The following is a 15,016-nucleotide window of genomic DNA, read 5'->3' on the forward strand; positions in this document are numbered from 1 at the left end:
GGTTCATCTCCCGTAGTGAATATTGATCCAAATATCTCTTAATGACGCTAAACCTTGTGAAGCTAAGTAATCATTGCCTAATGCAATGTTAATTCCTTTTGTTTTTGAGCTTCTACAAGGGCCTTTACTGGTGATACCACAGGCTATGGCGAGCCGTTCGCTGACACCCAATTTCATTAAACTGCGTACTTTAGTGCGTGCTATTCCTTATAAAGAGCGCCTTGCCGCCAGTAGCACATTCTTATCTTAAGGCGGATCCAGTGTTCTAAATCCACCGTTAGCTGATAAGCGTTGGCTATCAGGTAATAGTGTCCCCAGCCACGTAAATACTGCGTGAGTTTATGTATCTGTAGGGTCATTGAGATCCCCCAGTTGCGGTTAGTGAGCTCCCTGACGTTTGCTTTAAATTTCTTTAATACAACACATGACACACATTAGCCATAAGATGTCATCTGAAACTACTCCCCTTTTTCTAAAGGTGGAAGTGGATTATTTTTATGAAGAGTGCTATTTTGCCCTTTCAGAATTTAGTTATATTTAAACACGTTAATATCATTTAATCCTAAAACATAGCCAACCCACTGGTCTGACCACTAAACTCAAATAAATGTGTATACTTAAATATAACAACTAACCCTACTTTCACGCGCAGCATTGAGTCTCCTGAATATAGGGAGAAAAAGCCGACCTTAGTGTCGGTTTTTTTGTAACTGAAATAAGGAAGTTTGTTTGAAAACTCGTATTTATATTGATGGATACAACTTATATTACGGTTGCTTAAAACGAACACCTCATAAGTGGTTAGATTTGTGTAAGTTATTTTACAATCACATTTTACCAAGCTCTTCTCATCAGCCATATACATATAATGATTTAAGTATTAAGTACTTTACAGCAGATATTGTCGGTAAAGCCGCAATGTCTGAAGATTCTCTTAGAGATCAACAAACTTATCATCGAGCATTACAGTTTAATACGCAAGAAGCTCAACTTGAAATCATTAAGGGATATTACGCAATTAATAAAACACGTGCTTTTAAGGTTGATGAAAACAACTCTAAAAAGCCCCCGAAAGAGTGTGAGTATGTTGATATATGGAAGTTAGAAGAAAAGCAAACTGACGTAAATATTGCTGTTGAGTCATTATTTGATGTAATGACAGACGATAGTTTGGAGCAAGTAGTATTTGTCACAAATGATACTGATTTGTCTCGTGTCCTTGAAAAAATACAGTCCTTAAACAAAGTTAAGATAGGACTTGTTATACCTACAACAGACAGTGTACGGATGCCAAACGAAAAATTAGAGAAGTTTGCCGACTGGACACGAAAGAATATCTTGGAAGAAGAATTAAAAAGCTCTCAACTACCAAGAGCCGTTGAAGGTGGACGTAAACCTACAATTAAACCTATTGGCTGGTACGGGCAACCAGAGATCATAGAAGGTATTTTTGAAATACTATTAACTGTAGAAAAAAACCGCACTAAATGTTGGCGTTGGTTGGAAAAACAACCACCAAAATTTGAAGATCTACCAGATTTATTCGATATGCCAATCAACATGCTTGATGATGCAGCTTCGGCTAGAATTGTGTTGCTCTATGCCCAGAGATATGTCGAAATATCAAAAGCCAGAGTAGTCAAATCTTGACTTCACACATCAAGAATCATCAATGTCCGCTTCTACCACTAACTTGCCGAATGCTTTATCAGCCTTGTATCCCTGCCTCTAACCTCTTTGTGAATAATAAACTTAAAGTTCTTTTTCTATAATGTTTTGCAAGAGGACAAAGAAAATAGCGGTGGCAGCGTTTGTCACTTATGGCTTAAAACTTATCACTTAGAACTAAAAAAGCTAGCGGGGCTGTATCCGCCCTACTAGCTATATCAACAAGCTACAGGATAAAAGTGGCGACTTTTTCATTTAAGTCAGTGGCGCGGTCTTTCAGTACCTTTGCTTGGCTTAAATGCGTTGTTGCTGATGCCGTGATTTCATCAGTGACATCTTTAATTGCGACCGTATTTCGGGTTATCTCATTTGTTACTTGAGTTTGCTCTTCTGCTGCGACTGCAATTTGCCCCGCCATGTCGGAGATCTCATTCACTGCTTGAGTAATTTCTTCTAAAGCTTGTGCTGCGGCATTGACATCGTGAACACTGTTATTAGCTAAACTTTTACTGCTATCCATCAAGCTAACCGCTTTTTTAGTGGTATTTTGCAACGTTTCAATCGTGGTATAAATCTCTGCAGTAGAGTTTTGAGTACGATGTGATAACACGCGAACTTCGTCTGCGACAACAGCAAAACCACGGCCTTGCTCGCCGGCACGCGCCGCTTCAATCGCAGCATTTAATGCCAGTAAATTAGTTTGCTCTGCAATCTCCTGAATCGTCGTTAAAATACTTGAGATTGCTTGTGCATGCAGGCTCAGCTCACTGATCACAACTGTGGTTTCATCAATTTCTGATGCCAATGAGTTAATCGTGGTTCTGGTTTTATCAACTAAGCTTTTCCCCTGAATACTGCTTTGCGCCGACTGCTGGGATGCGGCAGCGGTATTTTCAGCGTTAGCTGCAATTTCATGAGTAGCACTGGACATCTCTGTAACTGCGGTAGCAACCATTGTAACTTCTTGCTGTTGGCGCTGTAGTTCATTAACGCTTGATTGATTGGTTAACAGACTTTTCTCTGCATCTGAGTCTAGATCAGTCGCTAGTTGACGAATATGACTGATCAGCTGATGTTGACTACTTACAAAACTATTAAAGCTATCAGCTAACATGCCGACTTCGTCTTGGCTGTCGACTGTAATACGCTGAGTTAAATCACCATTGCCTGCAGCAATACGAGATAACGCTTGCGACACGCGACTTAGTGGCCCTAGTAACAAACTTAACAACCAAGAAATAGATAATACACTAATGATCAGTGCTAACGTTGCCAGTCCTAACTGGGTGACCATCAAGCTAACTAATGGTGCCTCTAACGTTTGTTTGTCGAGTACAAAAACTAGCTGCCAATCTGTATTGGGGATTTTTTCACTCCAAATTAGCTTATCCCGAGCTTCAGTTTCAAAATAAACAGGCGTAAGTTGGCCTGTTTGGCTACTTGATTCGATTAGTCGGCTGCTTAATTTAGTCTCAATATTGGTGATTTTACCCATCAATTTACTTGAGTCTTTATAGGCGATCACAGTACCGTCTTCATGCATCATGATGGCATAACCGTTTGCCGGTAGAGACATATTGCTAACGCTATCGACAATACTCGCAATTGACACATCACCGCCAACCACACCATTACGCGCTGGATGAGCTATGGTAACGACCAATAGATTAAAGGCAACATCCAAATAAGGCTTGGTAATTATGCTGCTACGAGCTTGCTGTGACTGCTGATACCAAGGACGTGTTCTAGGATCATAACCTGAGCGGTCAATGCTGGGATCAGAGTCCACCATCAGCCCGTCGCGGTTACCAAAATAGGTTAATTGAAAATCGCCAGATACCTGTGCTTGCTGCAATGCATTAAGCGTATCACCTTCGACTTTAGTGGCGACAGAAGCGATCACTCGCTGACGATCGGTTAGCCATGCTTCGATACGCGCGGCTTGCTGTTTACCTGCTTGCCTCACACTATCAACACTGTTTTGCAGTAACAACGCTTTTTGCGTGGAGTAGCTATACCATGACAATAATACAACAACAATTACGAGGGCGAGAACAACCGATAATAATATTTTTTTCTTTAGTGAATATGAATTCATATTGAGTGCTAATACTGACTTTAATTAAATTGAAATACGGATATAAATACAGCTTGGGGTTAGCTTAATTTAGAGTATGAATTGAGAGACAATTCTCAATCTTGTTCTATTTTCGCATACAAGATTTGAATAATAAATTAAAATCAGTGATTTAAGTGAATATAAAAAGAATCATTATTAATTCAATGTAAAACTTAAATTAATAACCTAACGAGTGTAAATAAATAGCACGGTATAAATACTGCACGTATATTTTTATTTAAAATAATTGTAACGCCTAGGGTCTGTTGACCTTTGCGGATTAATATTTGTTCAAACTAGGGGCAATTTAATCGCGGCGCGAGGTTTGTAACCTAGTGGGCTAAGTAAAAATCGAGTAACAAAGAGTTAATTGCCCCTAGGCAGAACCCTTCGGGCAGCGCCTGTTTGGCATTGATGCTGCGTTATAGCCTATTTATGGGGAATAACCACACCACATAGACTCTGCCTTGCCTAAATACCAAACAGACTGCTGCAAATTCAACCTTGAAAGATCAACAGACCCTAGTCATTATATTAAATTAAGCAAAAGTAATAGCCGTGACGACGGAGCAGTCGCCCTGTATGAAATCCATATTATTTTTGCTACTTATGACTTATCGCTTAAAACTTATAGCTTCCCTAAACGCAAAAAGCCCCGCATTTTCATGCAGGGCTTTTAATAATTTTGTAAAACTGTGATTAACTCATTGCAGCTTGTAACTTTTTCATCGCTGTTTTTTCAAGTTGACGAACACGCTCTGCAGATACGCTGTATTTTTCAGCCAGTTCTTGCAGTGTTGCTTTATCGTCTGATAACCAACGAGCACTAACAATGTCTTGTGAACGTTCATCTAGGGTTTTTAACGCACTAAATAAACGTGTATGAGATTGCTCTTGATATTGTTGCTGTTCAACTTCTTCAGCTAAATCATTACTGCCATCAGTTAAGTATTGCACAGGCGAATAGGTACTAGTTGGTGAGTCATCGCTGTCGTCACCGGTTAAATCAAAACCCATGTCTTGGCCGCTCATGCGCGATTCCATTTCACGAACTTCTTTTTCACTCACACCTAGCTCACTCGCTACGGTAGCAACTTCAGCTTGGTTAAACCAACCTAAACGTTTTTTGTTTTTACGAAGATTAAAAAACAATTTACGCTGCGCTTTAGTGGTCGCAACTTTAACAATGCGCCAGTTTTTAAGTACAAATTCGTGTATTTCGGCTTTGATCCAATGCACTGCAAATGAAACCAAACGTACGCCCACTGATGGGTCAAAACGTTTTACTGCTTTCATCAGGCCGATATTGCCTTCTTGAATCAAATCAGCTTGCGGTAGACCGTAACCTGAGTAACCTTTAGCTATATGTGCAACAAAACGAAGGTGAGACATGATGAGTTGCTTTGCAGCGTTAAGATCGCCATCTTCCTGTAAGCGAGTCGCTAACTCTTTTTCTTGCTCAGCACCTAGCATAGGTATAGTGCTTACCGCTTGAAGGTAGCCGTCCATACTTGCGCTTTGCTGTCCAACTGTGAGTGCCATTGCGTATAAATCTTTACTCATTTTTCACCTCAGTGATAAACATTTGAAACCATCTTAGCACTCTTTCACTTAGAGTGCTAACTTCAATGTAAAACTTTTTTTCGATTGAAGCAAGTGGTTTTTTAGTGTTTTTTATTCTACTTTAAACGCCTGAATAAGCGATGAATTCTAGCTTTGCGGTCAGTTGGTTATGATAAAGCAATTCACCACAACCAACTTAATCAATGATTATAAACAATAATTGTTACACTTTATCGGGTTCGATTTCTTTTATATATCGATTAACAGATAAGTAAGAGCCAACAAACCCTAAGCTGGTTGCAAGTAGCACTAACGCGCCAAATTCGCCTAAGCTTAAGCCGATTAAATTAAAGTTAGTTTGATACACTCCAGCGACTTGGGTGACTGCAGATCCAAGCCACCACATCATGAGGGCCACACATATAAAAGCAAACAAACCACCAACAATGCCATACCAAATGCCGGTCCATAAAAATGGCGCATGAATAAAGGTATTGGTTGCACCGACTAGCTTCATCACTTGGATCTCTTCTTTCTTATCCATAATTGATAAGCGAATAGTGTTGCCTATGATCAAAGTTACCGAAGTCAGTAATAACAACGCGATGGTGATCACGCTTTCTTTTAACAGGCTTAATAATGCATTTAAGCGCTCAAGCCAGGCAATATCTAATTTACCAAAATCAACTTCACGCTCTGCTTCAAGCTTTTTTAATAATGCTTGCGCGGCGTTTGGTTGACGATGGCGAGAAGTCGGCGTGACGATAACAACATCTGGCAGAGGATTGCTATCTAAATATTCAAGTGCTTGGCCAAACCCTGATACTTCTTTAAATTCAATGAGCGCATTTTGTTTAGAAATAAAAGTGACATTATCAATTTCAGGGTAGAGTGCTAAGCGTTTAACAAGCGTTTGTGTTTCTTGTTCACTCATAGATTCTTTTACAAATAATGAAATCTCTGCAGCTTCTTCAAAGCCACTGCTGACCTGCTGCACATTTTTAACCACTAAATACAAGGTCGCTGGTAAGGTTAAACTTAAACCCAACACCGCAATGGTCATCATTGACGCCATCGGTGTGCGCCACATTTCGCCTAGGCTATATACACCTTGGCGAAATATATTCAGCACAAAGAAATAGCTGGCTGCAAAAACTGATTTTTTTACTCGTTCATTTTGGCTTTTTCGGCCTTTGAATAACAAACTCATAGTGTTGCCTCTGCCAATGGATCTTGACTCATGCGACCATCTTTTAAGGTTAAGCTACGGTATTTCATTCGCGAGATCAGCCCTAAATCATGGGTGGCAATTAAGACTGTAGTGCCATGATTATTAAATTCTTCAAACAAACGCAAGATATCCATGGAAAGCTCAGGATCTAGATTACCTGTTGGTTCATCTGCAAGTAATAATGGTGGAGAGTTTACAATTGCCCGGGCAATTCCAACTCGCTGTTGTTCACCACCAGAGAGTGTTGAAGGGTGGCATTTTACTTTATCTAGCAAGCCAACTTTATCAAGTGCGCCATGCACACGCTTTTCAATTTGCTTATGATGCGTACCTTCGATAATTAGCGGCAAGGCAACATTATCAAAAATAGTGTGGCGCTCTAATAAACGGTGGTTTTGAAATATGATACCAATATCACGGCGGACATAAGGAATTTGCCGCGATTTTACTGCATTTAAATCAACGCCATTAATAAAAACATGACCCGCCGACGGGCGTTCCATTAAACTAATGAGTTTAAGTAAGGTACTTTTACCAGCACCACTGTGACCTGTTAAAAAAGCCAATTCACCCGGTTTAACATGGAAATTAACTTTTTCCAGTGCTCGGTGACCACCGGGATATGTTTTGCTGACTTGCTGAAAATTTATCATTTTAGTTATCAATCATCCACAGCTGAAAAGGGAGCAAGCTCCCCTTTTAAATTTAAACTTCGCCCTCATCTTGGCTAAATAGCGCATCAATGAAGTCATTACTATTAAATGCACGTAAATCATCAATGCCTTCGCCCACACCAATATAGCGGATCGGAATATTAAATTTATCGGCGACGGCAAAAATAACCCCACCTTTGGCTGTACCATCTAACTTAGACAATGTAATACCGGTAAGGCCAACACACTGATTAAATAAGTTCACTTGGCTAATTGCATTTTGCCCTGTGCCAGCATCGATGGTTAGCATCACTTCATGCGGTGCATCGGGATCAATTTTCTTCATCACCCGGGCTATTTTTTCAAGCTCTTGCATCAAGTTGTCTTTATTTTGCAAGCGACCAGCTGTATCTGCAATTAACACATCAACGTTACGCGCTTTGGCAGCTTGAAATGCATCAAATATCACTGAGGCACTATCAGCACCGGTGTGCTGTGCAATTACTGGGATTTTATTACGCTCACCCCATACTTGTAATTGCTCAACCGCAGCTGCACGGAAAGTATCACCTGCAGCTAACATGACTGATTTACCTTGATCCTGAAATTGCTTAGCAAGTTTACCAATGGTCGTTGTTTTACCAACTCCATTAACACCCACCATTAAAATAACAAATGGTTTTTTATCAGCAGGAATTTCTAATGGCTGTTCTGCCGTTTTAAGCATCGCCGCCATTTCTTGCTTCATTAGCTCATATAATGCATCACCATCCTTTAACTGTTTGCGGTTAGCCGCATCAGTCAAACGATCGATCAGCTTCATGGTGGTATCAACACCTAAGTCGGCTGTTAATAGCTGAGTTTCAAGATCTTCAAATAATTCATCATCAATTTTCTTACCAGTGAAAATCGATGCAAAGCCAGAACCTAAGTTTACTTTGGTTTTTAATAAGCCTTTTTTAAGACGAGCAAAGAACCCTTCTTTCTTAGGCTTTTCAGCTGTTTTTGCTTCCTCGCTGGCAAGCTCGGCTGTTAATCGCTCTTGCTCTAAACGCTCAGCTTCCGCCTCTTCGGCAGCAATGCGTTGTTGCTCTACACGTTCAGCTTCAGCTTGCTCTGCGGCAATACGTTGTTGCTCTACACGCTCAGCTTCGGCCTGCTCTGTGGCAATGCGTTGTTGCTCTGCACGTTCAGCTTCGGCTTGCTCGGCAGCAATACGCTCTCGCTCTACACGTTCAGCTTCGGCTTGCTCTGCAGCAATACGCTCGCGTTCAACACGTTCAGCTTCCGCCTGTTCTGCGGCAATGCGTTGTTGCTCTACACGCTCAGCTTCGGCTTGCTCGGCAGCAATACGCTCTTGCTCTACACGTTCAGCTTCGGCTTGCTCGGCAGCAATACGCTCTTGCTCTACACGTTCAGCTTCGGCTTGCTCGGCAGCAATACGCTCTTGCTCTACACGTTCAGCTTCGGCTTGCTCCGCGGCAATACGCTCTTGCTCTAAACGCTCAGCTTCCGCTTGCTCAGTAACAATACGCTCTTGCTCTAAACGCTCAGCTTCGGCTTGCTCTGCTGCGATACGTTCTTGCTCTAAAAGCATTGCTTCTTCTTGCTGCACTAAACGAGCGGCTTCATCGCGGCGTTGTTGTTCTGCTTGTTCTGTTGCTGCTAATTCAGCATCTGTGATGGCTTGGCGTTCAGCATCACGTGCCTCAGCTTGCTCTACAGCAATACGCTGTTGTTCTAAGCGCTCTGCCTCAGCTTGCTCTGCAACAATGCGCTGTTGTTCTAAGCGCTCTGCTTCAGCTTGCTCTGCAACAATGCGCTGTTGTTCTAAGCGCTCAGCTTCCGCTTGCTCTGCAACAATGCGCTGTTGTTCTAAGCGCTCAGCTTCAGCTTGCTCTGCAACAATGCGCTGTTGTTCTAAGCGCTCAGCTTCCGCTTGCTCTGCAGCAATGCGCTGTTGCTCTGCGCGCTCAGCTTCCGCCTCTTCTGCAGCAATTCGTTGTTGCTCTAAACGCTCAGCTTCAGCTTGCTCTGCGGCAATACGCTGTTGTTCTAAGCGCTCAACTTCCGCTTGTTGGTTATCGGCCTCTTGGGCGGTCTGCTCTACTTGTTGGTTTTTATCTGACTTACCAAAACCAAACCAAGACAGGAATTTATTTTTTTTTGCCATACTTGCTAATAACCACTTATAAAAATCTGATAAACTAACGGTAATACTTTGTGTATTCGCTGCATTGCTTTAAAAGCACAGCCGCTAATAACCACAACATATTGTCTAAGATGCTCATAGTAACACTTTTAGCGCAGTTGAAAAATGACACGCTACTATATGATTGCAATATTATCTGAGCTGGATTCTAGATACCATTTTTTAGTGAGCTAAATGAGAAATAAATCACCACAAAAACAAGTGAGTAATAAAGCCAGCGATGGCGTTATTAGGATCATCAGCGGGCAATTTCGTGGCCGTAAATTACCAGTAAAAGATGTGCAAGGTCTTCGTCCAACCACAGATCGTATCAAAGAAACGGTATTTAACTGGTTAATGCAAGATACTCGCGATACTAAAGTACTCGATTGTTTTGCAGGTTCCGGTGGATTAGGTTTTGAAGCACTCTCTCGTTTAGCTCTCAGTGCACGCTTTTTAGAGATGGATAAACTAGCCGCCAACCAATTACAAACTAATATTGACACGTTAAAACTCACTAATGCTGAAGTAATTTGCACCGACAGTTTGCTTTATTTAAGTAACAATACTCAGCAACAACAGTTTAACTTAGTGTTTATTGATCCACCTTTTCGCCAAGGTTTAGCCCAAAAATGCTGTGACTTACTTACTGAAAATGACTGGCTAAGTAAAAATGCCCTCATTTATGTTGAAGTAGAAAGTGAGATGAGTGCGTTGCAAACGCCTAGCAATTGGCTGTTATTAAAAGAAAAAGCGGCGGGACAAGTATTTTGCCGCCTCTATGAACTACAGTAAAATTAGTAACATAGAAATATTTTTTGTTTCCACTTGGAGCAGACAATATTTATCCTTTACATGTGGTGCGGCTTCGGATTACAATACTGCACCATTTTTGAACCACTTGATCATTGTTTGATCAACTTGAGCAACGCTCATTATTTAGGTAGGTGAATTTTTAATGCCAGTAATTAAAGTAAGAGAGAACGAACCGTTTGACGTAGCACTTCGTCGCTTCAAGCGTTCATGTGAAAAAGCAGGTATCCTTTCAGAAGTTCGTCGTCGCGAGCACTATGAAAAGCCAACAGCTGAGCGTAAGCGTAAAAAAGCTGCAGCGGTTAAGCGTCACATGAAGAAGCTTTCTCGCGATAACGCACGTCGCGTTAAATTATATTGATCAGTATTGGTCTTGTATAAATGAGCCTTTTAATAAAGCTAAAAGATGCGCAAAAAGATGCGATGCGAGCGAAAGACAAATCTCGTCTTAACCCAATTCGTATGGTGCTTGCTGCAATCAAGCAGCGTGAAATTGACGAGCAAATAACACTTGATGATGACGGTATTACCGCAGTATTAGTGAAGCTTGTTAAACAACGCCGTGATTCTTACACTCAGTATACTGATGCTGGCCGTGAAGATTTAGCCGAAATTGAAGCCAATGAGATTACAGCTCTTGAAGAATTCTTACCTCAACAATTGAGTGAAGAAGAAATCATAGCTCTTATTGATGCGGCTATTGCTGATACTAACGCAGCAGGTATGCAAGATATGGGTAAAGTAATGGGTATAATCAAAAGCAAAGCTGAAGGTCGCGCCGATTTAGGTAAGATCTCTGGTTTAATTAAGCAACGATTAACTGCCTAATACTCCCACATACAGATGTATGATTTAAGCAAACCGAGCCATGTGCTCGGTTTCTTCGTTTTTCGCTTTAATAAAAATAGCATTTGTGTTCAAATCTAAATTGTAGAACTAAATTATCTGATATTTCGTTCACCTTATTTTCTATTTATCTCAGGACTACACTTTACTAATGGCTGGAAAGATCCCACGTAATTTTATAGATGATTTACTTGCCAGAACCGATATTGTTGAGCTAATTGACTCCAAAGTTGGCTTAAAAAAAGCGGGCAAAGATTACCAAGCCTGTTGCCCTTTTCATAACGAAAAATCCCCATCATTTACTGTATCTCAAGACAAGCAGTTTTATCATTGCTTTGGTTGTGGTGCGAACGGCAACGCTATTTCATTTGTTATGGAATACGACAAGCTTGAATTTGTTGATGCCATTGAAGAACTTGCAAGCATCCTAAATCTTGATGTACCTCGAGAGCAAGGCACCAGTAATGGTCCAGAGCGTACGGCTGAACAAAAACGCTCAGATTACGATTTAATGCTCCATAGTGCGCGTTTTTATCAACACCAGTTAAAACATCATGCTAATTCAGCAACCGTAATAGACTATGTAAAAGGCCGAGGCCTAAGTGGCGAAACAGTTAAAAAGTTTATGATTGGTTATGCCCCCAGTGAATGGGAAGGCCTTTGCCAACAACTTGGCCGCAATAAAGAACAAAAAGAGCAATTAGTTGAGCTAAAGCTGGCCTCAGAGAAAACCCCAGGCCGCCAATTTGACTTCTTTCGTGATCGCTTAATGTTCCCTATTCGCGATAAACGTGGTCGTGTTGTTGCCTTTGGTGGCCGTGTGATGCAAGCGGATCAAGGACCTAAATATTTAAACTCGCCAGAAACCCGCATCTTCCATAAAGGCTTTGAACTATATGGATTATATGAAGCAAAACAAGCGCATAAAAAGCTCGACCATGTACTCATAGTGGAAGGCTATATGGATGTTGTGGCACTGAGCGAGCAAGGTATTGAATATGCGGTAGCTGCGCTTGGTACTGCCACCACCACTGAACACATGCATACATTGTTTAGAACCACTGACCGGGTAATTTGTTGTTATGATGGTGACCGCGCTGGCCGAGATGCCGCTTGGCGTGCACTCGAAAATGCCCTGCCCTATTTAAATGATGGCAAAGCGCTACTGTTTGTATTTTTACCAGACGGTGAAGATCCCGATTCATTAGTACAAAAAGAAGGCAAAGAAGCGTTTGAACTACGTTTATCTCAAGCCGATGATTTTACTAAAGTGCTATTTAATAAACTCAGCCAAGAGATTGATTTAACTACCGATGCAGGTAAAGCTAAGCTTCTTAGTGCTGTGCTTCCGTTGGTTGAGAAAATCCCTAGTCAGTTTTATCAAGAAAACTTATTAGAGCACTTAGGTCGATTAATAGGCCGCACTAAAGAGCAGTTAAACAATCGCTTAAAAACACCTAAACAGCAGCATGCGATTGAGCGAAAATTTAAAATTACGCCAATGCGTCGCGCAATTGGGTTACTAATTCAGCACCCTAAATTAGCCAATACAGTGCCTTATTTAGCTGATTTAGCACAAATGAATATTGCCGGTATCGCCTTGCTTATTAGGTTGCAACATTGCGCTTTACAAAAAAGTGACATTACTACAGCGCAATTAATTGAATCATTTCGAGAAACACCCGAGTACGAGGCGCTCATTAAGCTCGCTACTTGGCGTCATGAGATCAATGACGACCGTTTAGAGGACGAATTTAAAAATACTTTCAGATTTATTGAAGATCAGTGTTTAAATTATCGACTCGAGACCTTATTAATAAAAGACAAGACCCAAGGACTTACGAGTGAAGAAAGACTAGAATGTTTAGCCCTTACTCAAGCGTTAAAAGGGTCGAAAAGACACTAACAGCTAGTCAAAAATGAATTATGCTGTTATACTGTGCTATTCACTGCGTCAAATAATACTTAGCTTGGCTTAATAAATAAGCAAGCTGGCGCCTGTTGTATCAACTTATCAGAGTGGAAGAAACAATCTCTATGGATCCAACTCCTCAGTCACAATTAAAACTTCTGATTCAAAAAGGTAAAGAGCAAGGTTACTTAACTTTTGCAGAAGTTAATGATCACCTTCCACAAGATATTATCGATTCAGATCAAGTAGAAGATATCATTAGTATGATCAATGATATGGGTATCAAGGTTAGCGAAAACGCGCCTGATGCCGATGAATTGATGATGCAAGAAACAACAACAGATGAAGACGCAGCGGAAGCTGCAGCCGCTGCGCTTGCTACTGTAGATAAAGAAATCGGCCGTACAACGGATCCGGTTCGTATGTACATGCGTGAAATGGGTACTGTTGAATTGCTTACCCGTGAAGGCGAAATTGTTATCGCTAAGCGTATTGAAGAAGGGATCAACCAAGTACAAATCTCGGTTGCAGAATACCCTGAAGCAATTACATACCTACTTGAGCAATGGGATAAGTTTGAAGCAGAAGAAATGCGCTTAAGCGACATTATCTCTGGTTTCTTCGATCCTAATGAAGATGCTGCGCCAATCTCTGCTACCCATATCGGTTCTGAATTAAGCGAAAAAGAACTTGATGATGAAGATGACGATGATACTGATAGCGATGATGAAGACGAAGAAGAAGTAGATACTGGCCCAGATCCTGAAGAGGCTCGTGTACACTTTGAAAACCTTCGCGATCTTTACAATAAAGCACGCGACACGTTTGATAGTAAAGGCCGTTCACATCCAGAATCGCAAGCTGCGATTTTTGAGATTGGTGAGCTGTTTAAAACCTTTAAACTAGTGCCGAAACAGTTTGATCGTATGGTTAACAACATGCGTGAAATGATGGACAGAGTTCGTGTTCAAGAACGTATCGTCATGAAACAAGCTGTACAAATCGCTAAGCTACCGAAGAAAACTTTTGTTAAGCACTTTGCTAATAATGAAACTGATGCTGCATGGATTGATCTTGAGATTGCTGCGAATGAAAAACATTCTGCAAAATTAGAAGAAATCAAACCAGAAATCATCCGCTGTATTAATAAACTATGTGTAATCGAAGAAAGCACAGGTTTAAGCATTGAGCGTATTAAAGACATCAACCGTCGTATGAGCATTGGTGAAGCAAAAGCGCGCCGTGCGAAAAAAGAAATGGTTGAAGCTAACTTACGTCTTGTGATCTCAATTGCGAAAAAATACACCAACCGTGGTTTACAATTTTTGGACTTAATCCAAGAAGGTAACATTGGTTTGATGAAAGCTGTTGATAAGTTTGAATATCGCCGTGGTTATAAGTTTTCAACTTATGCTACGTGGTGGATCCGTCAAGCAATCACCCGCTCTATCGCCGACCAAGCGCGTACAATCCGTATTCCGGTGCATATGATTGAAACGATTAATAAACTTAATCGTATTTCTCGTCAAATGCTGCAAGAAATGGGTCGTGAGCCAAATCCAGAAGAATTAGCAGAACGCATGATGATGCCTGAGGATAAAATCCGTAAGGTACTTAAGATTGCTAAAGAGCCAATTTCAATGGAAACGCCAATCGGTGATGATGAAGATTCGCACTTAGGTGACTTTATCGAAGATACCACTATTGATTCGCCAATCGACTCGGCAACAATGGAATCTCTTCGTGGCGCTACCAATGATGTGCTTGCTGGCTTAACAGCCCGCGAAGCTAAAGTATTACGTATGCGTTTTGGTATCGATATGAATACCGACCATACCCTAGAAGAAGTAGGTAAGCAGTTTGACGTAACGCGTGAGCGTATTCGTCAAATCGAAGCGAAGGCACTACGTAAATTACGCCACCCTTCACGCTCTGACTTATTGAAAAGCTTCTTAGATGCTAAGTAATTAGCAAATACAGATTTAAATTTAAAAGGCCGCTGTAGCGGCCTTTTTTCTAT

The 15,016-nt window shown here is 41.1% G+C and carries 11 protein-coding genes and 1 pseudogene; 6 read left to right on the top strand and 6 right to left on the bottom strand.

The features are described from left to right. Positions 1-3: 3 nt before the first annotated feature. A pseudogene (locus tag H5201_RS23175) lies at positions 4-416 on the bottom strand (group II intron maturase-specific domain-containing protein); the annotation flags it as partial. Between the two features lie 313 nt (positions 417-729). On the opposite strand from H5201_RS23175, the gene H5201_RS10905 reads away from it, so the two are divergent. Continuing rightward, on the top strand, positions 730-1,650 hold the full coding sequence (locus H5201_RS10905; RefSeq protein WP_182784578.1) for an NYN domain-containing protein: 921 nt from the start codon (positions 730-732) through the stop codon (positions 1,648-1,650). A gap of 244 nt (positions 1,651-1,894) precedes the next feature. On the opposite strand, the gene H5201_RS10910 is transcribed toward H5201_RS10905, so the two are convergent. The 5 genes from H5201_RS10910 to ftsY all read right to left on the bottom strand — a co-directional run bounded on the left by H5201_RS10910 (position 1,895) and on the right by ftsY (position 9,407). Then, the gene (locus H5201_RS10910) at positions 1,895-3,766 is read right to left on the bottom strand and encodes a methyl-accepting chemotaxis protein (RefSeq protein ID WP_182739747.1); all 1,872 of its coding nucleotides are present in this window, start codon (positions 3,764-3,766) and stop codon (positions 1,895-1,897) included. A gap of 720 nt (positions 3,767-4,486) precedes the next feature. Then, positions 4,487-5,350: an RNA polymerase sigma factor RpoH gene (gene rpoH, locus H5201_RS10915; RefSeq protein ID WP_182784580.1), complete on the bottom strand. Its 864-nt coding sequence runs from the start codon at positions 5,348-5,350 to the stop codon at positions 4,487-4,489. A 223-nt stretch (positions 5,351-5,573) separates the two neighbouring features. After that, positions 5,574-6,560 (bottom strand): permease-like cell division protein FtsX, encoded by a 987-nt coding sequence (gene ftsX, locus H5201_RS10920; protein WP_182784582.1) that lies wholly within the window; start codon positions 6,558-6,560, stop codon positions 5,574-5,576. Beyond that, positions 6,557-7,234 carry a cell division ATP-binding protein FtsE gene (gene ftsE / locus H5201_RS10925; protein WP_064665448.1) on the bottom strand — a complete coding sequence of 226 codons (678 nt, stop codon included), beginning with the start codon at positions 7,232-7,234 and terminating at the stop codon, positions 6,557-6,559. The genes ftsX and ftsE overlap by 4 nt, the downstream gene beginning before the upstream one ends. A gap of 52 nt (positions 7,235-7,286) precedes the next feature. After that, positions 7,287-9,407, bottom strand: a complete 2,121-nt coding sequence (gene ftsY / locus H5201_RS10930; protein WP_182784584.1) for a signal recognition particle-docking protein FtsY — start codon at positions 9,405-9,407, stop codon at positions 7,287-7,289. A 213-nt stretch (positions 9,408-9,620) separates the two neighbouring features. Here ftsY and rsmD point away from each other — a divergent pair, with 213 nt between their 5' ends. The 5 genes from rsmD (at position 9,621) to rpoD (ending at position 14,963) form a co-directional block, all read left to right on the top strand. Further along, positions 9,621-10,220, top strand: coding sequence for a 16S rRNA (guanine(966)-N(2))-methyltransferase RsmD (rsmD, locus tag H5201_RS10935; RefSeq protein ID WP_182717206.1), 600 nt, complete (start codon positions 9,621-9,623; stop codon positions 10,218-10,220). Positions 10,221-10,383: 163 nt separating this feature from the next. Further along, positions 10,384-10,599 (top strand): 30S ribosomal protein S21, encoded by a 216-nt coding sequence (gene rpsU, locus H5201_RS10940; protein WP_002957797.1) that lies wholly within the window; start codon positions 10,384-10,386, stop codon positions 10,597-10,599. 20 nt (positions 10,600-10,619) lie between these two features. Beyond that, positions 10,620-11,066 carry a GatB/YqeY domain-containing protein gene (locus H5201_RS10945; protein WP_145234803.1) on the top strand — a complete coding sequence of 149 codons (447 nt, stop codon included), beginning with the start codon at positions 10,620-10,622 and terminating at the stop codon, positions 11,064-11,066. Positions 11,067-11,235: 169 nt separating this feature from the next. Then, on the top strand, positions 11,236-12,990 hold the full coding sequence (dnaG, locus tag H5201_RS10950; RefSeq protein ID WP_182784586.1) for a DNA primase: 1,755 nt from the start codon (positions 11,236-11,238) through the stop codon (positions 12,988-12,990). A gap of 131 nt (positions 12,991-13,121) precedes the next feature. Next, positions 13,122-14,963, top strand: a complete 1,842-nt coding sequence (gene rpoD, locus H5201_RS10955) for an RNA polymerase sigma factor RpoD (RefSeq protein ID WP_145234798.1) — start codon at positions 13,122-13,124, stop codon at positions 14,961-14,963. Positions 14,964-15,016: the final 53 nt, after the last annotated feature.

It is taken from the genome of Pseudoalteromonas sp. SG43-6 (genome assembly GCF_014164365.1).
In the GTDB taxonomy this organism is placed as follows: Bacteria; Pseudomonadota; Gammaproteobacteria; order Enterobacterales; family Alteromonadaceae; genus Pseudoalteromonas; species Pseudoalteromonas rhizosphaerae.